Source organism: Paenibacillus sp. FSL F4-0097 (assembly GCF_038593125.1).
In the GTDB taxonomy this organism is placed as follows: domain Bacteria; phylum Bacillota; class Bacilli; order Paenibacillales; family Paenibacillaceae; genus Paenibacillus_AQ; species Paenibacillus_AQ odorifer.
On sequence record NZ_CP151965.1, the window covers coordinates 5683321 to 5708203 of the forward strand.

General features: G+C 44.9%; 31 protein-coding genes. 1 reads left to right on the top strand and 30 read right to left on the bottom strand.

Annotated elements, in window-relative coordinates; translation table 11 throughout:
• The first annotated feature begins 101 nt into the window (after positions 1 to 101).
• Positions 102 to 620 (top strand): stalk domain-containing protein, encoded by a 519-nt coding sequence (locus tag MHH86_RS25525; RefSeq protein WP_342479509.1) that lies wholly within the window; start codon positions 102 to 104, stop codon positions 618 to 620.
• On the opposite strand, the gene MHH86_RS25530 is transcribed toward MHH86_RS25525, so the two are convergent.
• The 30 genes from MHH86_RS25530 to MHH86_RS25675 form a co-directional block, all read right to left on the bottom strand.
• Complete coding sequence (locus tag MHH86_RS25530; RefSeq protein ID WP_342479510.1) at positions 614 to 2641, bottom strand: phage tail spike protein; 2028 nt, start codon at positions 2639 to 2641, stop codon at positions 614 to 616. The two genes, MHH86_RS25525 and MHH86_RS25530, sit on opposite strands and share 7 nt — an antisense overlap.
• 11 nt (positions 2642 to 2652) lie before the next feature.
• The gene (locus tag MHH86_RS25535; protein ID WP_341003882.1) at positions 2653 to 3171 is read right to left on the bottom strand and encodes a hypothetical protein; all 519 of its coding nucleotides are present in this window, start codon (positions 3169 to 3171) and stop codon (positions 2653 to 2655) included.
• Between the two features lie 70 nt (positions 3172 to 3241).
• Entirely contained in the window at positions 3242 to 3517 is a 276-nt protein-coding gene (locus MHH86_RS25540) for a holin (RefSeq protein WP_076316340.1), read from the bottom strand.
• The gene (locus MHH86_RS25545; RefSeq protein WP_342479511.1) at positions 3517 to 4365 is read right to left on the bottom strand and encodes a M15 family metallopeptidase; all 849 of its coding nucleotides are present in this window, start codon (positions 4363 to 4365) and stop codon (positions 3517 to 3519) included. Before MHH86_RS25545 ends, MHH86_RS25540 begins: the two co-directional genes overlap by 1 nt.
• The gene (locus tag MHH86_RS25550; RefSeq protein WP_342479512.1) at positions 4365 to 4766 is read right to left on the bottom strand and encodes a hypothetical protein; all 402 of its coding nucleotides are present in this window, start codon (positions 4764 to 4766) and stop codon (positions 4365 to 4367) included. Before MHH86_RS25550 ends, MHH86_RS25545 begins: the two co-directional genes overlap by 1 nt.
• A 149-nt stretch (positions 4767 to 4915) precedes the next feature.
• Complete coding sequence (locus tag MHH86_RS25555) at positions 4916 to 5170, bottom strand: hypothetical protein (protein WP_342479513.1); 255 nt, start codon at positions 5168 to 5170, stop codon at positions 4916 to 4918.
• 79 nt (positions 5171 to 5249) lie between these two features.
• Positions 5250 to 5357: a CD1375 family protein gene (locus MHH86_RS25560; protein ID WP_256719044.1), complete on the bottom strand. Its 108-nt coding sequence runs from the start codon at positions 5355 to 5357 to the stop codon at positions 5250 to 5252.
• A gap of 1 nt (position 5358) precedes the next feature.
• The gene (locus tag MHH86_RS25565; RefSeq protein ID WP_342479514.1) at positions 5359 to 5952 is read right to left on the bottom strand and encodes a hypothetical protein; all 594 of its coding nucleotides are present in this window, start codon (positions 5950 to 5952) and stop codon (positions 5359 to 5361) included.
• A 12-nt stretch (positions 5953 to 5964) separates the two neighbouring features.
• Positions 5965 to 8739 carry a hypothetical protein gene (locus MHH86_RS25570; protein ID WP_342479515.1) on the bottom strand — a complete coding sequence of 925 codons (2775 nt, stop codon included), beginning with the start codon at positions 8737 to 8739 and terminating at the stop codon, positions 5965 to 5967.
• A gap of 13 nt (positions 8740 to 8752) precedes the next feature.
• Entirely contained in the window at positions 8753 to 9148 is a 396-nt protein-coding gene (locus MHH86_RS25575) for a hypothetical protein (RefSeq protein ID WP_342479516.1), read from the bottom strand.
• A 12-nt stretch (positions 9149 to 9160) separates the two neighbouring features.
• Positions 9161 to 9754: a phage tail domain-containing protein gene (locus MHH86_RS25580; protein ID WP_076277283.1), complete on the bottom strand. Its 594-nt coding sequence runs from the start codon at positions 9752 to 9754 to the stop codon at positions 9161 to 9163.
• On the bottom strand, positions 9751 to 14235 hold the full coding sequence (locus MHH86_RS25585) for a phage tail tape measure protein (protein WP_342479517.1): 4485 nt from the start codon (positions 14233 to 14235) through the stop codon (positions 9751 to 9753). Before MHH86_RS25585 ends, MHH86_RS25580 begins: the two co-directional genes overlap by 4 nt.
• The gene (locus tag MHH86_RS25590) at positions 14232 to 14504 is read right to left on the bottom strand and encodes a hypothetical protein (RefSeq protein WP_076219195.1); all 273 of its coding nucleotides are present in this window, start codon (positions 14502 to 14504) and stop codon (positions 14232 to 14234) included. Before MHH86_RS25590 ends, MHH86_RS25585 begins: the two co-directional genes overlap by 4 nt.
• A 23-nt stretch (positions 14505 to 14527) precedes the next feature.
• Positions 14528 to 14875, bottom strand: coding sequence for a hypothetical protein (locus MHH86_RS25595; RefSeq protein WP_342479518.1), 348 nt, complete (start codon positions 14873 to 14875; stop codon positions 14528 to 14530).
• A 5-nt stretch (positions 14876 to 14880) separates the two neighbouring features.
• Positions 14881 to 15675, bottom strand: coding sequence for a hypothetical protein (locus MHH86_RS25600; protein WP_341163987.1), 795 nt, complete (start codon positions 15673 to 15675; stop codon positions 14881 to 14883).
• Positions 15676 to 15680: 5 nt separating this feature from the next.
• Positions 15681 to 16061 carry a DUF3168 domain-containing protein gene (locus MHH86_RS25605; protein ID WP_341163988.1) on the bottom strand — a complete coding sequence of 127 codons (381 nt, stop codon included), beginning with the start codon at positions 16059 to 16061 and terminating at the stop codon, positions 15681 to 15683.
• Positions 16061 to 16486 (bottom strand): HK97-gp10 family putative phage morphogenesis protein, encoded by a 426-nt coding sequence (locus tag MHH86_RS25610; protein ID WP_076275390.1) that lies wholly within the window; start codon positions 16484 to 16486, stop codon positions 16061 to 16063. Before MHH86_RS25610 ends, MHH86_RS25605 begins: the two co-directional genes overlap by 1 nt.
• Complete coding sequence (locus MHH86_RS25615) at positions 16486 to 16815, bottom strand: phage head closure protein (protein ID WP_342479519.1); 330 nt, start codon at positions 16813 to 16815, stop codon at positions 16486 to 16488. Before MHH86_RS25615 ends, MHH86_RS25610 begins: the two co-directional genes overlap by 1 nt.
• On the bottom strand, positions 16812 to 17024 hold the full coding sequence (locus MHH86_RS25620; protein ID WP_342479520.1) for a hypothetical protein: 213 nt from the start codon (positions 17022 to 17024) through the stop codon (positions 16812 to 16814). The genes MHH86_RS25615 and MHH86_RS25620 overlap by 4 nt, the downstream gene beginning before the upstream one ends.
• Before the next feature lie 6 nt (positions 17025 to 17030).
• The gene (locus MHH86_RS25625; RefSeq protein ID WP_076219188.1) at positions 17031 to 17297 is read right to left on the bottom strand and encodes a head-tail connector protein; all 267 of its coding nucleotides are present in this window, start codon (positions 17295 to 17297) and stop codon (positions 17031 to 17033) included.
• 18 nt (positions 17298 to 17315) lie between these two features.
• The gene (locus MHH86_RS25630) at positions 17316 to 17540 is read right to left on the bottom strand and encodes a hypothetical protein (RefSeq protein ID WP_342479521.1); all 225 of its coding nucleotides are present in this window, start codon (positions 17538 to 17540) and stop codon (positions 17316 to 17318) included.
• Between the two features lie 53 nt (positions 17541 to 17593).
• Positions 17594 to 18733 carry a phage major capsid protein gene (locus MHH86_RS25635; protein WP_342479522.1) on the bottom strand — a complete coding sequence of 380 codons (1140 nt, stop codon included), beginning with the start codon at positions 18731 to 18733 and terminating at the stop codon, positions 17594 to 17596.
• Positions 18726 to 19475 carry a head maturation protease, ClpP-related gene (locus MHH86_RS25640; protein WP_342479523.1) on the bottom strand — a complete coding sequence of 250 codons (750 nt, stop codon included), beginning with the start codon at positions 19473 to 19475 and terminating at the stop codon, positions 18726 to 18728. The genes MHH86_RS25635 and MHH86_RS25640 overlap by 8 nt, the downstream gene beginning before the upstream one ends.
• A complete protein-coding gene (locus MHH86_RS25645; protein WP_342479524.1) occupies positions 19468 to 20685 on the bottom strand; it encodes a phage portal protein in 1218 nt (405 codons plus the stop codon). Before MHH86_RS25645 ends, MHH86_RS25640 begins: the two co-directional genes overlap by 8 nt.
• A 9-nt stretch (positions 20686 to 20694) precedes the next feature.
• Positions 20695 to 22407, bottom strand: coding sequence for a terminase large subunit (locus tag MHH86_RS25650; protein WP_342479791.1), 1713 nt, complete (start codon positions 22405 to 22407; stop codon positions 20695 to 20697).
• Positions 22379 to 22753, bottom strand: a complete 375-nt coding sequence (locus tag MHH86_RS25655; protein WP_076148440.1) for a P27 family phage terminase small subunit — start codon at positions 22751 to 22753, stop codon at positions 22379 to 22381. The genes MHH86_RS25650 and MHH86_RS25655 overlap by 29 nt, the downstream gene beginning before the upstream one ends.
• A 293-nt stretch (positions 22754 to 23046) precedes the next feature.
• A complete protein-coding gene (locus MHH86_RS25660; protein ID WP_342479525.1) occupies positions 23047 to 23406 on the bottom strand; it encodes an HNH endonuclease signature motif containing protein in 360 nt (119 codons plus the stop codon).
• Between the two features lie 111 nt (positions 23407 to 23517).
• On the bottom strand, positions 23518 to 23844 hold the full coding sequence (locus MHH86_RS25665) for a hypothetical protein (RefSeq protein WP_342479526.1): 327 nt from the start codon (positions 23842 to 23844) through the stop codon (positions 23518 to 23520).
• A 329-nt stretch (positions 23845 to 24173) separates the two neighbouring features.
• Positions 24174 to 24359: a hypothetical protein gene (locus tag MHH86_RS25670; protein ID WP_342479527.1), complete on the bottom strand. Its 186-nt coding sequence runs from the start codon at positions 24357 to 24359 to the stop codon at positions 24174 to 24176.
• Positions 24360 to 24450: 91 nt separating this feature from the next.
• Complete coding sequence (locus tag MHH86_RS25675) at positions 24451 to 24768, bottom strand: hypothetical protein (protein ID WP_342479528.1); 318 nt, start codon at positions 24766 to 24768, stop codon at positions 24451 to 24453.
• Positions 24769 to 24883 lie beyond the last annotated feature (115 nt).

The following is a 24883-nucleotide window of genomic DNA, read 5'->3' on the forward strand; positions in this document are numbered from 1 at the left end:
AATTTTTGAATCCTATTTTCTATTCTTACATCAATTATATAAAACCTCTTCCATCATTTACCGTAATATATGGTAATATGAAATTAAAGGAGCTGAGTATCTTGAAGAAAGCAATCATCGGATTAGTGGTCGGCATGTTAATCGGTTCGGCAGGAATGGCCGCAGCTGCAACCACTCAAACTGTTCAGGCTGCCCTTGCAAAATTTGCGTTTTCAGTCGATGGTCAGAAGCAAACACTTAAGAATGATCCACTTGTATATAAAGGCACTACATATCTACCAGTACGCGAAGTAGCTGAGATAACAGGTTACGGGCTGGAGTATGACAATACGAAAAAATCCATTGATCTTAAGTCGAAAGGAGGAAATACAGTGAGCACTCAAACGTGGATGCCTGCACGTGATGTTAATCAAGAGTATGGCGTTTCAGTCACAATTGATAAAACAACAATTGTTACTTACGGAGATATGACAGTGGAATTCCCACTTTCAATGTATGACCAATCCACCAATGATGAACGCGTCATCACAAATACAGAGAAAACCGCCTCACTCATGGTAAAAAACGGTTCTCTATATTTTGGGGCTGATACTTTGAAAGTATTAGGTATCGGTCAATAGTTGCCTCCACCACGGCTTTGCACGAATAACTGAGTTACTACATTAGCTACAATCCGCCCCAAACTATTTGGGGCTATTTTTATTTCATGGAACTGTCCCCGCTGCACTCTCCCGCTACCATCTTTACTGAGATAAGGAACGATATCAATATCCTCTCCACTCGTTTCGGTAAACGGAACAAGATTCCCATCCACTTCAATTACTAAAGCAGTTGGCGTCGGTCCTGAATATATCCCGTATTCAATGCCATGTGTATGATTAGGAATATTAATTACATGCTGATGATTTGGCAAGTTAATACTGTGAGAGTGATTCGGTAAATCAATCCCGTGAGTGTGGTTCGGCAAATCCACTGTATGGTCATGTCCTGGTATTGTTACTGAATGATTGTGTCCCGGTATGGTCACGTTGTGGCGGTGGTCAGAAGTTAATATATGAGAATGTCCACCTGAAGGCGAGAACGATACGGTCCCTCCGCCTTGAGTCATAAGGATGGTCCCTGATGGTATTCCGTGGTTATGATCCCCAACGACATTAACAGCATCTGGCACTGTTATTGCAAACTGCTGCCATGAGTTAGATGTGGTTGCTGACTCCACTGATGTTGCTTTCGTCGTAGTTGTGGGAGCTTGTTCAGGAGTCGATGATGTTGTCTGAACACTAGAACCTCCACTAGAAGTTGTGGTTGCCAATCCTCCACCTGATGCTGTAGTGGTTGCCAGCGCACCACCTGCTGCCGTGGAAGTCGTAACGGCTCCCCCGCCCTCTATTGCCTTACTATAAGCCCGAAACGCCTCCACCTGAAACGACAACATGACCTTGTTAATCCGCGCCGTTTCCTCTGGAACATAGAACTTTAGGATGGCTGGGTGCGTAGGATCCGCATTATCTGCAAAGTCCCGTGTATCAAGATTTGTAGCCCCTTGAGCATAAGAATCATTAATGTGCTGCCTGTTCTGTAAGTCTGCAATGCTTCCAGCTATATCCTCTGTTCGGTTGGCGATCTCGATCTGAACATCACCCGGAACTCCGATCATATCCCCTTTACCAACATTAACAACCCGAGCAATAAAGTCCTCTCCAAGCTCGTCATCCTTCACTCTGATTCTCGCACCAGTTTTAAACTTATATATTTGCTGACCAGTCAGACGATGGATTTCAGAAGCTCCAACACTGTAGGATATGCGTGGAACCTTCAGCTCATTGAGCAACGTCTGACAGCGTGCAAGCAGTGTCTCCGCATATTCAAAGCGTCTATCTACAAAGATGGATGAAAGTATACCGTGCTCAGCTTGAGCTGCTGCATCTTCTATATAAGGTAACCCGCCGTTGATATCTGCGAATGTCAGTTGATTAACCCCCTCGCCGAAGCCAAGACCATATAGCCGAGTGCATAGGTTAGTTGGATCCACTACCTTCTCAATCTCAGTCATATTAACCCCGTACCGGATATAAGCCGTAACCTCTTCGTTTGGTTCCACAAGATTCAAAGTCCATGGAAATGATGTGGTGTCCCAAGTCCATTGATATTCAGAGTCGAAAGGCTTCGGCACTGAGAACAAAGCCCCGAGCAGTGTATCGTTTTCCCAGTTGTATTCGAACTGTCTTCTGAATCCGACCGTTCCGAGTTTCCATCGTGGCACCACTTGTTTCGAAAGAATATATTGAATTACTTGGTCCGTATAAACGCCAAGGTTGCCGACTGTATGTGACTGAAATAGAACATCATTCAGCAAGGTAGCAAGCACATGTTCACACTCGTATTTGATGACTGGCCCACTCTGGTTCCGATTCATGGTATTTGGAACGATGCGGAATAACTCGACTCGCTCGTTATTGTCATATAGTTCTACGAAGTAAAACGGCTTACACTCTGCGTTTTTGGGATCGTCTCCCGGCAAGCTGAAAGCCGCTGTCCATAACGAGTTAAGTGGCATGCTGTATTCGATGTTAAACGCATTCTCAAGCAAAGCCACACGCCGCATTTGTGCATCATAAATTGTTACTGGTGCTTTAGGCATCTAGATTCCCCCTATATAAATTTATCCCGGTGTGTAATCCGGATTAATATCTCACGGCCAGTAGCCGGGTCTGTGTAAACAATGTTGTTATTGCCAAGGTTAAGGTCGAAGAAATCTCCGTCCATCATGTGCAGGGCGTTCTGTCCGTTTTTGGTAAACGTGAGATTTTTAGAATCAATAACTATGCGATCACCAGGAGCAAATGATCCGGTGAATATGATTTCATCCATGTGGTACCGGCTTCCGTTTGCGGTTAGCGTACCAATACCGTGCATGATGGCTTGGTGTAGACGTTCCCGGATAAACGTAGCTTTCATGCCGCCCTCTCCGGTCATCTTTGCAGCGAAACTAATCTCCCGTACAAATGTCGCTTTCAATCCTCCCTCACCATGTAGAGCCGCTGATCCAGTTGCAATGATGTTTGCTCCAGCTTTCAGATTGCCATCACCACGCAAGACAGCACTTCCGAACACAAATACTGAAAATTCACGGTTAAAGGCAATGCGGTTAAATGATCCTCTATTAAACATAGACACGCTCCTTTCCCTGAAAATAAAATAAGCCCCACCATTCAGGCAGGGCGTACTAATTGCTAAGTCATTATTTAGTTGTTCCATCCCTCTTACTAAAAGCCAGCTCAAATAATCCAGTTGCGGATAGTCCAGCAATTCCACCCGCCCACAAACGAAGCACTAAATCTAGCTCTGTGAATTTATAGCCAGCTGCACCGATCAACAATCCAATAGCAAGCCCCATGAACGGGATCAGATTTTTAGGCATTGCGATATTGTTCTTGACCAGTTGCACTAAAGCCAGCACAAATACGGCCAACACCGAAGCGTAAGCCAATACATCCGTTAAGTTTTGATTGTCCATTATTTATCCTCCAATCTCGTAATCAAAAGTCCAGCGCGGGCAAGTACCGTTATTACTCGGTAGAAGTCCAGACTGCCACCTGTAGGCGTGTCAATCAAACCCGCATCAAAAGCAGCTTGTACAGCATCATTTGCCCAAGCAGGTATTTCAGTTAGTCTCGCCTTACCCTCCAGCTTATCCACCCTACATAAAACTTTAGCGATACTCAATCCTTGCTCTGTTGCAGCTTGTTTAAGTACATCTTTGCTATTGGTCAATCCAGATACTACTTTCGCTAGTTCCTTCACTTGTTCTTCAAGTTCTGCAATTCTACTCATATCTTCTTCTGCCTCCCCTTTTAGTCGATCTATAATAGCTGATGCTTTTGCCATTGCTGTTTCAGATGGCTTGCTACCTGCTCGCAGCTGAGTGAGTGTTAAGCCAAAAACCATTTGGAAATGAGGGTAATCCTTAAATGATGTCCAGTCACCGCCCCAATCAAAGCCGAGCTTCTTAGCCTCTTCCACCACTTCTATCCAGTCTTTGATGTTGTTTCCGTTGTAGTCTCGGTTCATATCCCATGAAACACTCGACCCATTAGGCAGCAGTAAAGCAAAGTCAACAGCCAAACCAAAATTGTGGTAACTATAACCGCCCTTTGCGTTGGTCACGATAGATCCGGGTTTTGTACGCCCTTGTGCGTAGAGAGCGTCTTGTTCCGCAATAGTTCGTAATCCTTGAGTAATAACAATAGGCACTCCCCGAGCGTAACAGCGTTCAATTAAAACTGTCGCAGCAGCCAATACGACCGGATGCAGACCAACCAGGCGTTTAGATGATTTACTCTTTACTTGATCTAAGGTTAGCATTACGCCCCTCCTTTAAATAAAAAAGCGATAATTGCGAAGATAGTACCGGCCAGAACGTATTTAAGTAGATCGATAAACACTTTCCGTTCGCTCTTACTATCCGTTTGCGATTGTTGTAATAACTGAAACACACGAGAATCCAATGTATCCCACCGCCGCATAATCTCGTTGAATTGGATCTTCATTTCGATTGTGGATTCTTTGATTTGTTTTACATCTTCCTCATGTCTAGACTGCTTCTCTTTTAGCAATCGCAGCTCAGTGCTAAATGTGGCATGTTCTGCGCCGAAGCGCATCAACTCGTCGGACATTCCGGACAAACGATTTTCAACATCATCCATACGATTCTCCAAGGCTACACCTCCGGTCCCTCCTCCTGGATTGACTCCCCCAACTGACATATAACAACTCCCCTCTCTATCTATTGTTCAATATAAATAGCCCCCGGAGATCCGAGGGCATAAGAAAAAACACGCCCGTTATAGGCGTGTCCTATTGCGTAGTAGTCTCCAAAACGGAATTAACCTAGTTTAATAGCTAGGGTAAAAAATTACAGATCTCTTGTTTTGTATTTGTACATAAAATAACCTAAAAAAATCATTGCACAAGTAAACAGGCCAGCATATAGTATCCACTTAATCTCATGTGAGGCTAGATACACTGGTAAAAAAAACGTTAGTAATCCAACTGTTAATAGGGGCAAAAGAGAAAGTGGAATTACTAGTCGTAATCTAGCCTTCAAGCTATTTTTCATCGCTTTCTCTCTAGCTTTCAATAAGTCTTTCGATAATTCTAATTCGTCCATTTCATTTTCCTCCTGCCATAATCTCTGTCTTAACTTACTCATTTTGACATGGAAGAAGATGTTACTGCAACCTCTTATCCTACACTGCCTCATCTAATAATTCTTGCACTGTACTTTTCCAGCGCAACGGTACATCATCAATTGTCTTCAAGTCTTTTTGGATCAAATCAAAATATACTTTAGCCACATTACTCACCTCCAATCAAACCAGCGATTTCAGCGAGTGCTAGTTGCATCTCTGTTTTATCAGCTTCTTGAGCTTCAGCAAGTTCCGTTAGAGCAAGCTTGAGTTCTGTATTCTCGGCACGTAGTTGTTCGAGCTCCGTCTGATCCCCGGGCTTCGTCAACTCCGCAATCTCTTCTGGTGTTAATCCCTCGATCCATAGGTTATCAGGCTGTGCAGGAGGTGTATAAACTGGCTCAGGACCTTGTTCCACGCCCTCCGCCCATTGTTCCCTCCAATCATGTAGCTCGTCGGCATAATCGCTTTGTGCCTCTAGTACAGCGTCCTGATATGCATCCCATGTGACCAAATCAAATCGCGGATGATACAACCCGGTCGGCAACGGAATGCCTACGAGATAACCGATGATCTCTCTTGGCTGTTCTGGTTCTTCGGATACGTCCGCCTCATCTTCGATCTCACTGTCTTCCGGCAGATCTGGCGCTTCTTCTGGCTCTGGCTGGGCATAAATAGGGACGACCCCAATAAAGGAATCGTCCTCTAATACGTCTTCTATATACAAGCCTTTAAGGTCTACTTTAGGTACTGCTTTGCTCATGATTTCCCTCCTTTATTCGACTCTGAACGTTGGAAGCCCATCCAGAAAAATAGCATCGCCACCCATACCGCTTAATACGTATACTTCGCCCGTTGGCATAATCTCCAACCCGCCAAATACACGATTCGCGCCACTTCCTGATAAAACACCAAAGTCCAGTTGATCCTTTGGTCTGCACCCTTCCGGCAACCGAAATATAACAAGGTTGGCATTAACCGTTGACGAGGTGAATTTTAGCGCTCCTGTAAACTCAACAACCCCGTTAACTTTACGATAGGATGGGACTCGCGAACTGAACAGCGCAGTAAATCCGTTCAGTAACGTTGGAGCAATCCATCCTGGCGCGTCCTTCTCCGATTTCTTAGCAGCTAACGTGCTGACCGCTGAACCTATTTCTATCACTGCGTCTGTTAAATCATGCAACTGTGCCTTCTCAGTGGCAGCGTAGAATCCTGTAACTGAAGGTACTGGTGATTTATCCAGTTTGATGTAAGAGGCGCTATATGGTGCGTTCAGATTATAATTGATCCCTTCAATATGGGCATCTTGCAGTCCAAACGCTACAGACTCGTTTTTAAGGACAACGCCGCGTGCTGGCAAATTAGCCTCGTAAATCCCGAGTATTTTCTGCACGGGATCTCGAAATTTGCTCGCAGAAACGGTAGGTTCTGCGTTGTTAAAATGGTAAAAGGAGGAACCTCCTACGATTGTCATTACAGGATTAGCACGTTCTCGGCTGACATATCCGCTACCCACCTCGATAAAGTTATCACCCTCTATGAGAGATAAAGCACCGTCTTCTTGTACTGTCTCAATAACAGTATTTGCAAGGCGGTATAGAAGTTGATACGGCTGCCATCCTGCATAGCCTGGATTAAGTGTTGTAGGCAAGGTGCTCGTTCCTGTTGAGGGGTCTCCCGTTACAAAGCGCCATGCTTTTGTACCACTGATATACGGAGTAGTAAACGTCGCCCCTGACACACTGCCCATTTGGTATCCGTTAAAATAAGCCTTTATCTCGTCAGTACTCGGTGTATAGGAGTCTCCCCAACCGGAGTCAGTAGAGGAAACAGTGACTGTTGTATTTCCGGATGCTGAGGTACGATAAACGTCTGCTGCCGCCGAAGATGGAACATCACTGAATGTTTGAGTTAACACCTTTCCATCAAATTTCACTAACGCCGACATAGAAGAATCCGAAAGTGTTGGCGCTATTCCCAATGATCTTAAGCGTTTATATCCAGTATGTGTGCTGAGCACTGTCCAATCTTGCAATCCTGATAGCGTGATCTCACGCCATAACTTCGTTACCTCATACCGTCCGATAACCTCACGCAGTATATCCGGTTCGCTGCCATCCGTAGGGTTAGCGTGTAACTCTACTCCGCTAAAGGCGATAAGAGAGTCTTCGCGTGGCTGAAATGTTTCCGCCGTGCTCCCAATTTTCAGGAACCAATCCTTGAATGTAAAAGTCCCAGCAACCGTCCCGAACAGATTAAACCTCAAAGCAACACATGAGGCAGGAGTATTAAAAGTTCTGCTGAGGACTGCATTGTTTACTTCGGCTACATAAGTCATCGCTCCATTAGCATCCACTGAAAAGATATTTAACGTTGCTGCCCCGGTGGAGGCAGTAAACGCTCCGGATATGAAATACGCTGTGTTTGGCTGGGCTGGCATTGTGATAAGGGACGATTGAGAATTAGCTGTAGCAACCAACGTCATATCATACGGACCATTCATCTTGGCATTGGCATGTAATGTATCCGGTACACTAGGTAGTAAATTCTTCCCATACCGTCTTACCCATAACCCATCTACTCCATTAATACCTGGAGGTACAAAAGGCCAACGCTGTGAAATCTGATTAGGTGTCATAGAATCAATTGCAGCATATTCCGCAGCACTTACTTCAAAAATTCTTAGACCGTCAAATTGCACCCACCCAACTGTACCCAAAGAATTTCTATTCTCAATACGAATCTCCTCAAAACTACCGCTTTCTGTAGGAGAAAATTTCGTATATAACAACTTATTCGTTGTTGTCCATGCTTGAGCAGTAGCATTTGTAGGTGTGCCATGTACCGCCCTTAAGCCAGCAATTGAGGTGCCATCTGTAATCACATCAACAAGAGCAATATAGTTTTTACCGACCGTCCATTTTGTGGCTTTGCCTAGGAATCTATCTGTTCCAGAATCATTGGCTGTTGTAGTGATCCTCTGTGCTTTAAGACCGTAAATAGCATTAACCGTAGACAAAGTGGGGATTGCACCGCGCAATGATTGCGAAAAGCCATCTGCAATTCCGTCCCCATTACTATCAACCTCAAAGTTGCCCGCTCCACCAAGTAAATCTGTTAACGTCCTACCCTGTACCTTTAATCCTTGTAGTCTAGCGTTCTTTGTGGCATTTAGAATTTGCTGTCCCGCAGCTAGGATGACATCGGTTGTAGATTCCGAAGTTACTCCGGAAAGATCCGTTAAGTTTTTGCGAAATGCTTCGTGATCGTAGGCGGTGTAGTAACGGGCAACCTTCGAGCCGATAGCCCAAGCCTTTGGCGTCGTTCCATCAAATCCCCGCGTACACCCTGTTAGAGAATTCCCTGACTTTCCCGTATAAAGAATAGTCTCTGAACTCTCATCAGTGCCGATTGTAAACACGTTTGGGGCTGCTGGTAGCTTTGTTGCAGCTACCACAGCTATTGTTGTAGCTGCTGTCGTGAGTGCCACTGATAGCTCAGTTCCCGGCGAATTGGCTATCGCTGGATACATAGTTTGTTGTGCCAATAGATTGCCCTCCTTAGCTTAAATCAATTGAGACTTGACCAACCGAAAATTTAAAAATATCGTTTGTTAAAATACTTTTAGGATCAGTTAAGGCTCCGTAATACAATAAGTTTCCATCTGTTACCGCATCACGAATTCCTAAATGCGTGAGTTGCCCCCATGTAGCGGTTGCCACTGGATACGGAATTTCTGCACTATTCTTAATTGTATACACCCCATTAACAGCAGCAGGAGGTGTAAACACCACTGCCTGTCGAGCGTAAGCACCACCGGTTACCTCTTGCCCGGTATCTGCTGCAGTTGGGTTGCTGGTATAGAGAGCAATATATAAGGTTGTCGGGCGTGTGTAATTCGTATTTCTAAACACCTGATTCAACAGTGCAATTGCTAAATAATTTGATACGTTCAAATCTTTCGCCTCCTATTCGAGTTTGTATTCATTTGTGATTCTGAAATTCGATAAAGTATTAGACCCATTATTGGTCAAGATAATAACTGCTTCTGAATGGATATTACCGCCTGATTGAATGACCAGAGTTGTTGGTGAACTGGTGATTACTTGCTCGGTGATATGCTCTTGAACCGAATAAGCGAAAGGATCAAAAGCAACCAATTCCAATTCGAACATACCAATGCTGTTATATATCAACCTCTCCAATGAAGCCGATCCAGCATATCTGACCAGATAGAACTTATCCGGTTCAAAAGCACGTCTTAGTTCCATTGTTCTGGGTCTACCATTAGCATCAGTCAGATGCCTTGCAAGAGCCCTTACCCGTTGCTGCAAACCTGCTGCACTTGGCAAATCGTAATTAGTACCATCCGCAACAAAAGCACAAGAAAAAGAAAAGACGCGTTCCGTTAGGTCCGCGCCAAAGTCATATTGCCCGTGTTTACCAGCTATTTCTACATTCATATCTCGGGTGCTAGGGAGTAAGGGGTCTTTGGTCTCTTCAAGCACTCGAAACCCTAGATCTACGTCCCGAATACCTCCGAGAGTAATACTACTTGTCATGTCAATCCTAGCCCCCTTGTTGCCACAGTGAGTGAGCTCATTTGACGGCGAGATACGTTTTTCTCTATCTGCTTGCCGTCCAGATAGATGTTATTGTGCAAGACCATATCCCTCTCACCCAGCAAACCGCCTTGCGTTCCACTAGAAGCTCTAGCATCATTCGCCAACGGTTGAATACGGTTGTCAATTCCACTGAGGCTTGGCGAGCTGAGATCCATAGCGGCGGCATCTGCCATGTCCTGCGCAGCACCTTCGACCGCTGACATCTGCCGTTCCATTCCTAACGCTAATCCTTTGCCGATAAACTCACCAATAGCTATCATTACGCGACTTGGAGACTTGATCTTTAGCGTGTCCTTTATGCCATCTGTTGCCGCTTGAGCCGTGGCTGCTGCCGCGTTGTTGATTGCCGCGGTGCCTGACTGCATGCCTTTAATAACACCATTGACGATCTGTAGACTGTAATCTTTGGCTTGAGCTTCCGCCCATTTCTTTTGTGCGGCCGTACCGTTAGCCAACAAGCTATTAAGATAGGCTACCTCATTAGACATGTTCGTCGATGATGTTGCCGCCTTTGCTGTTTTCCCCACCGTAGCGAGGATCTCATCCACCGCTGCCTTAATGCTATTCTTGGTGCTGTTAAGACCACTCAATAAGCTCTCTCCGAAGGATTGCCCAGCATCCTGCCATTTCGGATTATATTCCGCTAGTAGGTCGATCAGCTCCTGATTGTTACTGTCGAGCATCAAACGCCGTACCTCAGCTTGTAAAGCCTCTTCGGTGTTGAGCGCAGTGTAATGAGTCTTAGTAGAATCCATCTGAGCAGTAAGGCTGTCAGTGGTCGCTTGGGCCTTCTTCTCTTCTGTGCTCTTCTTAGTCTCATATTCCTGTTTCAGAAGCTCGGCTTTTTGCTCGCCCTGTGTCTTAATCCGAGTCATTTCAGACTTCAGATCATCAATCTGAACCTGGCGCTGTTCCAGAAGGTGTTTCCTCTCCCTCTCGGCGAGCATATCATTAAGCTCTTCCTGTATCTTCGCTCTTGATTCAGCAGTATCGGCATCAGTTAATTCTTTCTGTTTATCAGCCAGTTTCTTTTGATAGGCAGCTTCTTCTGAGGCTTTGTCCTCAGCTTTAGTCAGACCCTCGATGCTGTCGATCTGATCTTGCAAGCCCAGTAACTGTGCCTGAGTCTGAGCGTCAAGTGTCTTAATCATCGCTTGATATTCAGCGTCATATCCAGCAATGATGGCGTCTGATACTGCCTTGTGCTGGTCAATGCGCTTTTGTAAGGCCTCTGTAGCGACCTTTTCCTCTGCTGAATACCGAGCCTTTAGTGCAGTTACGGCAGCTGTGCTAAGCGTTTCAATTGATTTGACCTGCTCGTCATATAGCTTCTTTGCTTCTGCCGCTGCTTCTTTGGCAAGATCAGTCCGGATCTTATTGACCTGCTTATCAATAGCGATGCGCTCAGCGGTGCCAACCTTATAGCGAGTTTGAAGCTTCTCCCATGCCGCAAGCTCCTGCTCAATGGATATCTCATTGGCCTGTTTCTTAGCCTCGATGTACGTCTTGGAGGCTTCAAACTGTTTCTTGGCCTCAGCAGCAGCTTCCTTGGCGATCTGGTCATTCGCCTTTTTAATTGCAAGATTAATCGTCTGAATTTGGGCACTGGTCTTTGTGTATGCAGATTTGACCTTTTCGAGAGAGGCGATATAAGCCGTTTCATCAAACTCACCCATTTTGTACTTATATTGAGCCGTATCTAAGGCCGCATTGAATGCTTTGTTTGCTTCCGTTGCTGCTTTGGTCGCTGCCGCCGCTGCTGCTTTCTGCGCTTTGGTTGCAGCTGCCGCAGCAGCCTTTTGAGCTTTTTCAGATGCTTTATTTGCGTCCTTAGTTACTTTCTCCGCGGCTTTGGCAGCTGCCGCTCCAGTCTCACCAGTTAGCTGTTCGATTGCCGCTTTAGCCTTACCCTTAGAATTGTTTATCCCTACAGCAAGACCCTCAGATATGTTTTCTCCGTAGCCGGTTGTTAGCCGGGAAGGCGAATGAATACCAAAGAAGTTTTTAATCGAGTCACTGATCTTGGTCGCTACTTCTTTGGTTTTATCAACCACAGCACTCGCCATACTGCCGATACCATTGACCAGCCCTTGCATGATTTGTTTACCGATTTTAGCGAGGTCGATACCTTTGAAGAAAGACATGACCTTGCCCCATATACTCTCAATGACTCCTTGAATCGTGCCGAAGATATTTTTAACGCTACTGAGCATTCCTTGAAAGTTAGCAGTTATGCTATTCCATATGCCCTTTGCAACTCCAACAACCGCTTGGGATAACGACTCCCATATAGATGCACCCAATGTTCGGAGTCTGGTAAAAATACCAATTCCCTCAGTGAACATATTTTTAAAGAAATTGATAACTCCACTGACCATTTTAGAAATTAGGCTATTCGCAGATGACTGTAATCCCTTGAAAGCATTAACTATACCTTCGCCCATGCTCTTCATTAAGCCAACACCAGATTTTAATAGGTTGGTGAAGAGCGTCTTCAGTCCACCAAGAAAGTTGAGTGTCATTAAACCCACGATAAAATCAATCGCACCACCGAGCAGCTGCTTAATACCTTCCCACATCTTGCTCCAGTCCCCTGTAAAGAGTCCGGTGAAGATCTTAATGAGACCCATTATGATGTCTAAAGCACCGCTGATAACATTCTTGATGGCTGTCCATGCCATGTCGATGATGAACAGGATGGCTGGCATAATGAATTCGATAACTTTTTTTATTGCATTAAAAGCGTTTGTCACTGCTTGCAGAATCTGTGTGCCGTTTTCGTCCCAGAACTTTTTTATCTTATCAATCTGACCCATGATGAACTCGCTGATTACTCCCCATACAGAAAGGGCTACACTTTTAATCGATTCCCACGCCGAATTTATAGCATTTCGCACGGTTTCGTTTGTGTTATAAAGATAAGTGAGTCCAGCCGCCAACCCTGCAACACCTGCGATTATCAGCCCGACCGGACCCGTTAGTGCTGCAAATACTGGCATTAGAGCAGAAACCGAACTAACAACATGCCCTAAGATAACAAGCAACGGACCAATAGCAGCAGCGATTGCCGCTATCGTGATAATCAACTTTTGCGATTCTGGACTAAGCGAACCGAATTTCTCAGCAATACTAGCAATCTTATCGATCAGTGGTTGCATGGAATTGACTGCTTCTAGCACCACAGGCATGATAGCATCCCCGATAGTTATAGCGATATCGCTCAGTTTGTTCTTAAGAATCTGCATTTGACTGGCAAATGTTTTATAACGTTGCTCTGCTTCATGGGTTAGTGCCGAATTTTCATCCCATGCTTTATTTGATAGATCAACAGCCCCTGCGAACAACTCACTAGCATTACCTGCACGCAGTAAGCTGTCCCGAAGGCGGATTTCAGAGATGCCCATTTCCTCCAGCATGTTAATAGCGGAGGTTCCTGCTGAATCTGCATCACCTAGTCCGTTAATAAATGCACCAAGAGCACCGACAGCATCATCTTTGAATGCTTTATTGAATTGCTCTGATGTCATTCCCGCAATCTTACCGAAGTTCTGTAAATCGACTCCACCGTCAACGATGTTACCCATTTGAGTTTGAGTCATGCCTAAAGCATCCGCCAAGGCTTTAAATTCCTTGCTGTTATTGTCTGCAAGTAATTGCAGATCTCGGAGTGACATGCCAGTCGCTTGTGTGAGAGCATCCATTTTGTTCATTCCTGATGCAGCTACCTGCATACGGACCATAACCCGAGAGATTGCCGAACCGCCCATTTCTGCCTCAATACCTACGGATGATAGAGCAGCCGCTAAACCTAAGATATCAGCCTCAGACATACCAACCTGCGAGCCGGCACCAGCCAGCCGTAAAGCCATATCTGTGATTTCAGATTCTGTAGTAGCGAAGTTATTACCTAACGCAACTATTGAGCTGCCCAGTCGGTCAAATTGATCTTGCGGCATCTTAGTGATGTTCGCCAACCGCGCCAAGGCACTGGCAGCTTCGTCACTGGTCATATTAGTTGCAACGCCTAAGTCAACCATCGTCTTAGTAAATCCAAGGATCGCGCTAGTTTTGATACCCAACTGTCCAGCCGCTTCGGCTACTCTTGCGATGTCAGATGCAGATTGAGGCATCTCTTTCGCCATATTGCGGACCCCATCACGCAACTGAGCAAACTCAGCCTCCGTAGCATCAACCGTCTTTCTCACGCCTGCAAAGGCAGATTCAAAGTCAGATGCAACCTTAAGTGAAGCACCGCCGACCGCAACGAGAGGAACCGTCACGAGTGACGTCAAAGATTTACCCACATCAGCCATGCCCTTGCCGAACTTATCTACTGACTTCTGCGCTTGTTTCATTGCATCATCTAAGCCAGTGTTATTCCCCAAGATGTTAATGACTAGATTGCCAAGTAAACTCATGATTCCCCTCCTTCCGGCCGCTTGATGCGGCTACCATACTTCTCACGGAATGCCGCTCGATCTGGCGTTTGATTGCCATCTCCCCGAACTCGGCGTTCCTTCTTCGGCTGTTCTTTCGCACCAAAAAGGCCGACCCCAATGCGGCCGACCAAGATGTTCGATTTATTCTCTTCATGCTCCATCCCGTAATCGTAGTACATCATGATCTGGGGAAAGGACATGTGATCTAACATGTATTCAGGTGTTGCCCAGGAGTACATTGCGCCCATTCGCGCAAAAATACGCCCCAGCTCTATAGGCTGGGGCTCCCCTCGTTTTTTCCTGATTCGCCGCCTGCCCGATCTTTAAGCGGAGCTAGGACGAACTCGATCAATTGCATCAACTGATCGAAATCAACGTTATCTCCAAGCCACTCCTCTGTAATATCCGGGAATGAAGGCTTGCAGATACTGATGACTTGCTTAAGAATTTCTGAGAAACTGTCATCACCACCGCCTTTTAACTTGTCTTGGTTCTTAGTAATGTTGAGCATTACACGGGAGGGAATGCGGGAAACGTCAATATGCTTTCCGCCAAGAATTACAATACGTTCGGCAGGGACAACTTCATCTAAGTTAAGAATTGTTGGTTGTTTTGACATTTTCATTACACTCCCTGTTCATCGTAGATTTCGAATAGTTGTTCACCCACAGCGCGATTTGCATCTAAGGTACCATTCATGCGAATTGGTGTAATTGCAGGATCTTCTGCATCGGCTTCAGGGAACGTGATATTTAGACCGCTTTCCGGTGTGGCTTTGTAAATAGTAATTTGAAATCTTTTTCCTTGGTCATCATAGTTCGTGATACGTGCAACTCTTGGCTGGAAGGTACCAATACCTCCAGATAGGAACCGTTTTGCTGACAAGGGAGTATAGGTGTAGTTGACCGTTACAGCGTCACCTGACGTAATACCGCCGCCCTCTACCCTAGCAATGACAGAAAAACCCGCGCTATCTACGGCTAAGATGTAATCTGTTCCAGCCACCAATGTAGTTGCACCCTTCTTTACAGTGACGGCCGTAACGACTGTACCAGCTCCGTTCTTATTCAAAAGACGCTTCTGTGTTTGTCCGGTTAAGGTCAACGCCTCATTAGTCACGGTTTTTGGGGTGCCAGCAATGTTCTCAATCTTATCGATGCCGCCACGGATTGTAGCCAGAGTAGCGAGATTGATTTCCATCAGATCCCCCTCAATGCCAGCGACGTGATTGCTCATTCCTGTCTTGATTACCCCGGCGTTGTCGCTAGTCACGGTCATTTCATCCCACGTTTCCTCGAATACGATACTGTTCATCGCTCCGAGGTCAATAAGACTGTTAATATCTGGCCCAACCTCGAATTTTGCAGAGCCAAACCGGATAGTATTCCCTGCTTGCACTGTCGTCATATTACGTCCCATATTTGTTATTCCTCCCTGTAAATGATTTTGAAATCTGTTGCTATGTGATAGAGTTTTGTGTCACTCTCGTACATGTCCCTGCTGCCTTCCCATACGCCTTGCAACACCCTAACCCCGCCCATGTTCCCCTTGTAACGTTGGAGGGCACTTCGTATCTCCTCTGCTAATTCCTTCGCCTCACTATATTTTGTTGAGAATACAGAGAATTGAAATCTGGGATAAGCTACCGGGATATTATGATGGGCTACTCCCGATATTTGGAGATAAGCGATGGCTGGATAAGTTGGTTTCTCAGGCAGCCAGCCGGGATAAATTCTATTGCCGACAACCGATTGAATCTCTTTGATGGACAGCAAGTAATCTCTCAATTTTGTTTCTATAGCCATTAAGCACCTACTCTCTCAACCACAGCCTTGACGCCCTCTATGAGCAGCTTTCGAACCTTTGCCCTGCTCTTATCCAATGAGGGTCTCATAAACGGGCGTGGTGGCTGGTGACTGCTTCCATACTCGTAAAAGGTAACGTAAAAAGGGGCAGACGCAGAGATATCTCCATTGCGTGCCCCTACAGATACATTTGCGTAATAGTTACCTTTTTTCGATATCCCTATGTTCATCTGCAGCGAGAAGCGAGTTTTGCCAGTCTCACCGATTGGAACTCTTGAATCAGCCTCACGAAATACTATCTCAGCCGCCTTTGATATAAGGTCTCGAATCTCTTTTGTGATCTCAGCATTAGCTCGCTTGAGCTGCCGAATCACTTCATCTGCACCATCCACACGAATATTTGACCTTGAACTCCGACGTACCATCACTGATGCTCCTTACACATGAGTTGTAGTTCTTGCATATTGAAAGATGGATGGATGATGTAAAGGATCTCGAACTCAATGCTTTTGTAGCGAACAACCATCGTCCGATCAATTCCTTCACGGTACCTTACACGGATGCGGGTAGTAACATCAGCGGTAACCTGTGCTGCAGCAGCTCGGTCCTGCCCTCTAAGAGGTTCTATGCCAGCCCATAGCTTTGCTACTTCAATCCAATTGTCTGTTGGTTGCCCCCAGTCATCTACATCGTCTGCACCAGGAGGGCGAAAGATGGCCACTCGCTTATCAAGTCGATTGACTAGGACGGTCATGCTTCATCATTTCCCTTGTCATTCTTCTCAGGGGATCGCGAAGTGTTACGGGCAGTACGCTTAGTGGATTTTTCATCATCGTTTTTACCGATAAATCCACGCCTCTGTAAATCAGCAGCTCTGTCAGTTTCTGCTTCGTACTTCGATCCAACCTCATAAATATCACCTGAACCCTTATCCCTGAACTTCTTCAATACGGGATATTCCATGCCATATCACCCCGTTTTCAGTTGTAAAATCAAGCTTTCCAGCGAGAAATTGAATTTCTCAATCTTCTCAGATGGATCTCGATGTTCGTAGTTAATTGAACAGTAGAGCATCACGGCCAGTTTATATCTGGCCGTTTCATGCTTGTCCTCTGGTACACCAGCTTCAGCGAGATATTCCTTTGCTGCTGCAACAAAAAGAGCGAGGGTAACATCCTCCTCGCTCCCATCTATTCGCAAATATTCCTTCAATTCATCAAGCTGTAACTCAAGCATAACGGGCTCCTTTCCGCCCTATACGGTCGGCACCCAATCCAAAACGGCAGTATATACCGTTCCAGCGGTTGTTTTTACTTCGAAATTGTACTGTCCAGCTACATTATCGTCGCTAAACCACATCGTCTCTTGATCATCCGGAGTTAGGGTTACTCCATTCTTCTTGATGTAAGTGACCGCCCCGGCTTTGAGGGAAATCCTCACTCCATCACCATCCAACAGTTCGAACTCGGTATGATTCACACCTTCATGTTCACCCTCTTGGCCTGTTGGCTTGAATGTTGCTGGTGAAGGAGTTAAGACTTTTTTGCGATGCGGAATGCAGACTTAAGTTTGATTTTATGGTCCAACCAAGCGGTCAACACGAACAATTCAACACCTGTTTTAACGTCCTTGTCGCGGTCATACAGCACTGTTGGGTCATAGTTGAAGTGTGAGTAACGGAAATCACCTACAATTGGTTTAACTGCCGCATCGCAGAAAACAACAGGCTTTCCAAGAACTTGTTCAGGCTGTGCACTGTACAGAGTTGCACTTCCATTAGCCAGAACCTCGATGATATCAAGATAGTCAGCGTATCTCATCACGATTTTTGCATTGTCTCGGTAGTCTTCATGCAGAGCAGCCAATGCGGCTTTAATTGCCTTATAAAGATCAGTCCCTGTCACCTCAGTGATACCGTTTTGAGTGGAATAGAAAGACATGTGTTCTTCACCTACTTTAGGCGTTGCAGCGAATGCTACTTTCTTTTCCTTGGCTGCTAGGCCACTTTCTAACGCCTGATCCACAGTTTGAACAAGATTAGTGTCAGTAGCAGCGAGAACGGTCTCGGAAACTGGAACAAACACTTTGAATTTATGGCGGCCGAATGTCACCACATCCCCCTCTGTTTCCAATTCTTTTGCCGTTTCGGTGTCACCTATAAAGTCATCATCGTCCAGGGTGAATGTTACCTTTGGAATTTCGAGATTCGTTACACTGGTTACAGTCGACACTTCACGCAAAGGATTTTTTACGAACGGCTCATGCAGCAATTCATTGGTCATTGTAGACGGTAGAATCTTTTCCCCGCCTGTACTGTTATTATCGCCCAGCGCAGCCTTGATTTCAGCAGGAACACTTTTCCCACCTACTACTGCACGGATTAAGCCTGCCTTTGCAGCATTAAATTTCGCCTTTGGATCAGCAAGATCAGATCCTGGCGCAGGAGTTTTGGCAGCCAGCGCAGCCGCTTGAGCAGACTCCATTTCATCATGCTCCCGTTGAAGGATGTCGAATCGCGTTTTCAGATTAGCTTCCTTAGTTTCCAAAGCCTTGATATTTTCGATACTGGCATCCGGCTTAGAAGCTTCAACCAGTTTTTCTTGCTTTGCTGCAGCATAGGCAGCTCCGATAGTTACCAAGTCGTTTTTTACGTCAAACAGTGTTTTAGCCATTAATAATACCTCCCAGGTATGATTGCAAATTTTGTAATTCTAGACTTGCGTTTCTTGCGATTTCCTTACGTTTTTCCTCAGAGAACCCATTTTCAGGAGTAGGAGGTTCTTCTTTTTGAGTGATATCATTAGGGACATTCCTGTATTTAGCAAGTAATTTCGTATCGGCCAACGCAGCTATTTGTTTCGCACTAGTAACCACATCACAAAGCCCATAATCCAGCGCTTCTTGAGCAGTCAACCAAGACTCTACATCCAGCAGATTAGTAAGGGTTTCTTCATCAAGTTTATCGCCAGCTCTGAGCAGAAAATCCTGCCTCATAGATAGGCCTACTTTATCCAACATGTCAGCAGCTTCACGCAACTCCTTGGCGTTTCCGCTAGTGTTCATCCAAGCGTTGTGGATCATGAGCATGGCATTGTTAGGCATAATCAGCTCGTCAGCTGCCATCGCGATATATGCAGCAATTGATGCAGCTAAACCGTCAATATGCACCCTTATGAAGGCTTTGTGCCTCTTAAGCATGTTATAGATAGCCCTACCCTCGAACACATCACCGCCAGGAGAGTTAATATAAACATTAATCGTTGAGATCTCTCCTAAGGCATCAAGTTCAGCCTTGAAACTCTTTGCGGAGTGAGCTGCATAGCCACCACCCCATGATGCAATCTCAAGATAGAGGTATAGGTCAGCTTCGTTATTCGCTTGATTTTTGAACGTCCAGTATTTTTTTTTACTCATTCTTTGTACTCACCCCCTTCCTTTGCTCAACTGGCGTATCCATTGGATAAAGATCGCCACTTATATAAAGCTTGTCTCCACCATCTTCTGGTGGTAGCTCTTCCCAAGCACGTGCCTCGTTTGGCTTAAACACGCCTGACCGGATCATCTTAAAATAGAACTCTCCTCTAGTTGTCATATCTCCACGCAAAAGAGCGCCGACAGTGAACTTGAAGTACAGTCCCTGTTGACGCTGCTCTGCTGTAAGCAGCTTTCTATTAAATTCTTGCTCATATTGACGGACAATAGGTAGTAGCGTGTAAGTAACAAATTCAAGACTCATTTGCTCCATGCTGCTGTAACTAGCACCATCAGTTTCGCCAAGCATTGTCACTGGCATATTAAGAACAGTGGCGACCCGAGAACGGGTGATCTTCTCGACTTCGAATACCTTGGAGTCGATAAAATTTCTGTTAATCTCCTTGATTTCCACTCCAGGTTCCTGGATAATCACGCCACCATTCTCTTGATAGAACTTTGCAAAATTCGCCCAAATCTCTTTTTTCTTTTCTTCCCCTACATGAGCAGCCAATTTCAGGATGAATGACGCTTTAATTGATGTATCCAGTTGGTCAAGAGTGAACTTCCTGACTGCACCATCAAAATCAATTGTGTTTCTCAGAACGTCTATCGGACTTATGCCTTTGTAACCGTTTTGTGTGGTCTGAATATGACTTACATGCACCATGTCCATGTTATGGACGTAGTACGTTCCTTTGTCACCTCTGACCATGTACCACAGTTCATTAGTGTCTTGTTCAACAACAGGATCAACGCTTGTCGGATCAAGAACAACAAGTGACTCGACGTTGTAGAATCGGTCATACATCTTAAGAGCATAGCCGTTACCATACACATTTCGATGTGTCTCCAGAAGACGAATAAAACCAAACGATGTCATGTTTCTGTTTGGAGCATTCGCCACCAAGTCGTTCAAATCAGAATAAACCGGGTCAAACTCTTGATATAGTTTGATAGGTAGCACTGCTAAAGAATTAGATAACCGTGATACTCCCGAAAAAATTGTTTCGTTGTTGGCAAGCTCTCCCCCAGCTTTCCCACGGAAGATTGATAAGCCATTGCGGAACCAGTTTGAAAAGTTCTCAGTCCCAGTCGGTGCCTTGTTTCTAACCACATTCCAAGCCAGCTTCATTCGTTGCCCTAAGTTCATTTTTTATCATCACCCCCTTAACAGCTCACTGATTGAAACAAAGGATACTTCACCAGTTGGTGGAGCTACGGCAAGTTGTTTCATTACCTCTACGTGGGCATTCAAAAAGGCCGCAAACCCGTCAATTTTACGGTAGCGACCTTGTTTAGTAGGTATTTTATTCCGGTTTCTATCCTCAACCAGTTTGACGTTGTTGATATACCATCTGAATAATCGGTTGTTGTTGTAAATTACTTTTCCGTCAATAAACAGTTCCTTCAAATCATCCATAGCCGGCCCTAATGTAAGGTGTCCTTGTCGAACAACTTCACATTCGAATCCATAGGCTTTCAGCGCCTCTACAAGCCCAAATGCCTTGGCTGGGTCATACATAATCTTTTCAATACCAAAGCGCTTAGATTGTTCCACAAACCAATCAAAAATGTACTCTTTTTTTACATATTCGCCCGGAATAATAGTTAAAAGTCCCATTTCTTCGTATTCTTTGTATGGTAAATCCTCATTGGCTTGCTTCACTTTTTCAGCTGGAATCCACGAATGTGAGATAGTGAACACCTCGCCCGTTTCAGGGATCGGAAACTCCAGACAAGCACTAGTAAAATCTTCGCTGTCCGAAAGATCGAAGCCCCCGACACAGCCCTTGCCTTCGAATTGCTTCGGGTCACGTTCCTGGTTGTTCCGCTTCAGCACTTCGAATGAAAGGAACGATTCCTCGTCCGCTTTGACAAAGATGTTCAAACGCTTGGTGATAAAGTCATTACGTTCAGCAGGAATATGTTTACGATCATCCCATTCCTTTAGCATGTCCTCCATTTTTATGGTAACACCCAAGTTAGGGTTAGCCTTCCCCCAGTTATCAGGATTTTCAATGTCATCCCCTGGGTCAAGCTCCGCCATAAAGTAAAAGGCATGCTCAGCAGGAATTACTCCCTCTAGAACATCCGCAGCTTTATCATAATAATCCATCAGCGGACCATCCAACTGATAACCAGCTGTTGTAATGTACAAGATCATCGGCTGTGTACGGGCACCCGTTGAGTTCTTTATGACATTGATTAGCTTGTACGTTTTGTACTCATGGATCTCATCAAAAGCACCCATACTGCAGTTCTTACCATCAAGCTTTTTACTATCAGTTGCCAACGGTAGAATCTTGGACATTGTCTTCCGGAAACGAATCTCATGTAGCGTCTCATCAAAGTGTTTTCTGAGTAACGGGGACGCCTTGATCATAGCCTTACATTCATCGAACATATCTCTAGCTTGTTCTTTGGAGTTTGCCAGCTGATAGACCCGAGCTCCGTTCTCTCCGTCCTTTGAGGCACCGTAAAGAGATAGACCAGACACCATAGAGGTCTTACCGTTCTTTCTGCCCATAAAAATAAGCCCCTCGCGAAAGCGACGAAGCCCGGTATCTTTATGCACCCACCCATAGAGTGAGCCGATTATGAAATGTTGCCAAGGTTGCAGCTCCAGTCGATCAAAGTCACCCATTGAGGGCTTACAGAACTTTTCAATATAACCAACTGGACGGTATCCCTTTTCCTCATCAAAAACAAACGGAAATTCACGAGTTCCTTGCCTTTTTAGATCATTTAAATGGCGTTTACAGGCTTGATAAACCTTCTTCGACGTAATAATAAGGTGCGCTGTGACCGCAGTTGCATATTGTGTGGTTTGAAGTTTAGACGCTTCAATAGCCAGTAAATTCGTCACCTTTATCGCCACCTTCCGGATCAACTACACCGGAGACCTTTCTGTCTGAGGCAGGGGTCAATTTCAACTCGGCTTGCAGCTTCCGCTGGTGTTCAATAATTTTGATTACCATGTCCACAGACTTGTTCTGTCTGTACATTTGCTGTGACCCATTGACAAAAAGCTCGACCACACCACGAGCCTTTATGTCCGCCAAATGCTGCTGTTTTAACTGCTCAAGCAAAGCCAAGTTATCTGTTATCATGATGGTCCGATCAGAAAGATTATCATCAATCTCTAATTCTCGTATCACGATATCAAATAGTTTCTTAGCTGCTCTATCTTTGATCTCCCGTTTTGGTTTGTGTTCCATGACACCCCCCCCTCATATATGAAATGGTCATACGCCGAAAACGAAACTGGGGGCGCGGTCCCTTGTGCCTCTCGTTTTAACTTTTAAGGCAGGGGGGCTGGTCTTATTTTGTCCCATTTTTCCACCCCGTTTAATTTCACATCTATTTGTTGATGCATTGTCACAGCTTCTCTGAGGCTCACTGAGGCGTTATAACATTCATAGGAACACTTGTTAGAGTTATTCCAGAATCCCCCTGTAATGGCACCTTAATTAGCTATAATGTCTTATCTATCATTCGCTAGCTATCATCATCAGAACACCTCACTATTTCCTTTGGAAACTATGAACCTCGCCCTTCGGTTCGTTACTGATGTCTCTACCTTCTCCCCTGCAAGACCATGTTCTTTGTTATGGCAACTATTACAGAGGCTTAATAGATTCTCTAGTCCTAAAGCAAGATCAGGGTAATCACTCAGTGGTTTAATGTGATGGACCATATCAGCAGGAGTTAATCTCTTACGCTTTATGCAGTGCTGACATAGATAGTTGTCTCTGATGAGTGCTTGTACTCTTGCTGTCTCCCATGCTGTAGACCTGTAGAACGCTTTTGCTGACCTGTCTCTCTTGTAGCGGTCATAGTAGCGGTTCTGATCACGTCTGTCGCTTGCCATATTTATCAGTCCTTCACCTTAACGCGATAATTGGAACCACTACACCAATAACAACTCCTAACCATGCTGCAGGACTCTTGATGTAGTAGATTAGCATATCTCTCACAAGACTCATCCTCTCTCAACCTTTTCTTTCACCCTATCCATGCCTGCCTTAATCTGGGCTTGTATATCTTTAACTTGCTTCAGTGTTGCAGCCTGATCAACTCTGGGGTTCTGAAGCTTAGTCTGTACCCGTCTGATCTTTGCCTGTAGTTCCCTTACTTCCAGATCTGTATAGAAAGCAATGTACTCATGCTTACAATGTGGACATGTGAAGTACGTCCTCTCTATGGCTCCTGGTAGCCTCGCTGTCTGGAAGCCGTTAACCTCGAACTGTTTATTACAACCTTCGTTACAAATGGCTGGCATGGTCCTATTATTTCTTTTAGTACTCATCAACTTCACCCTTTCTTTGAAATACAAAAAGGCCACTCTTTTATGAGCAGCCTTTATACATGTTTTTATGAGGTTGTATATCTATAAGAATATGTGTCTCTTATATATCTTTATATATTACTTTCTTTAATGTTTCTTTTAGTTATCTTAGGGGGAGAACTCTCCACCACTAATGGTGGAGAATCATACCCCAAGGTGGTGGAGAACTCTCCACCACGGATGTATATGTTTAGTGGTGGACAACTCTCCCCCAAGAGCATTCATGATGTATGTATATTGTGTATAAGTTTTTATAGGTGCAGGCATAGAAAAAGCACCGACTAGGGTGCTTATATATTTCTTTTTGAGAAGTCTTCTTGAACATCAACTTTTGAGGTCACCTTAATATACGCGTCTTCCTCGTCATCGCCATAAGCATTTTCACAGAAAGCTCCCTTTGTTGCAGTTGCTTCCCATGTTCCCCGAACGCGTTTATATTGGATATTCCAATCACGATATGTTTTCTCTGCTGCCAAAACACTCACCTCCCAGCATCAAATTTCGACACTAGGTGACTGATTCCTTTATTTGTAACTAAACTAAAAGAAAAGCACCTGTTAGGGTGCCTTATCTTTGTAGCATCCTGCTGATTTCTTCATTAATATTTTCCAGCATTATTAGACGCTGCCATTGCTCTTTTTGAATTCTTGAAAGTTCAGCATCCTTTTCATTGAATGCTCGTTGTATCGGTTGTACAAATGATTCTAGGAAACCAGAATGTTCAGGTGTTCCGGTTAATCTCATTTCTACTTTGCTAACGACCTGAAGACGGGTGAACAGTTTGTTGATTTCTTCTTGCAGGGCATCAATCTCAGTCGAATCCGCTAATTCAGCATCAATTTCTTTTTTCCATTTTAGAAGTTCTTCATTGTTTATCTGTGCCATAAAGCACCTCCTACCGCCATAATTCGACGTTTGGAAGATAAATCCTGCACAAAGGACACTGATTAGAGAATCGAACTGTCAAAGTTGGAACCTACAGATCTTCCATTAACTGACC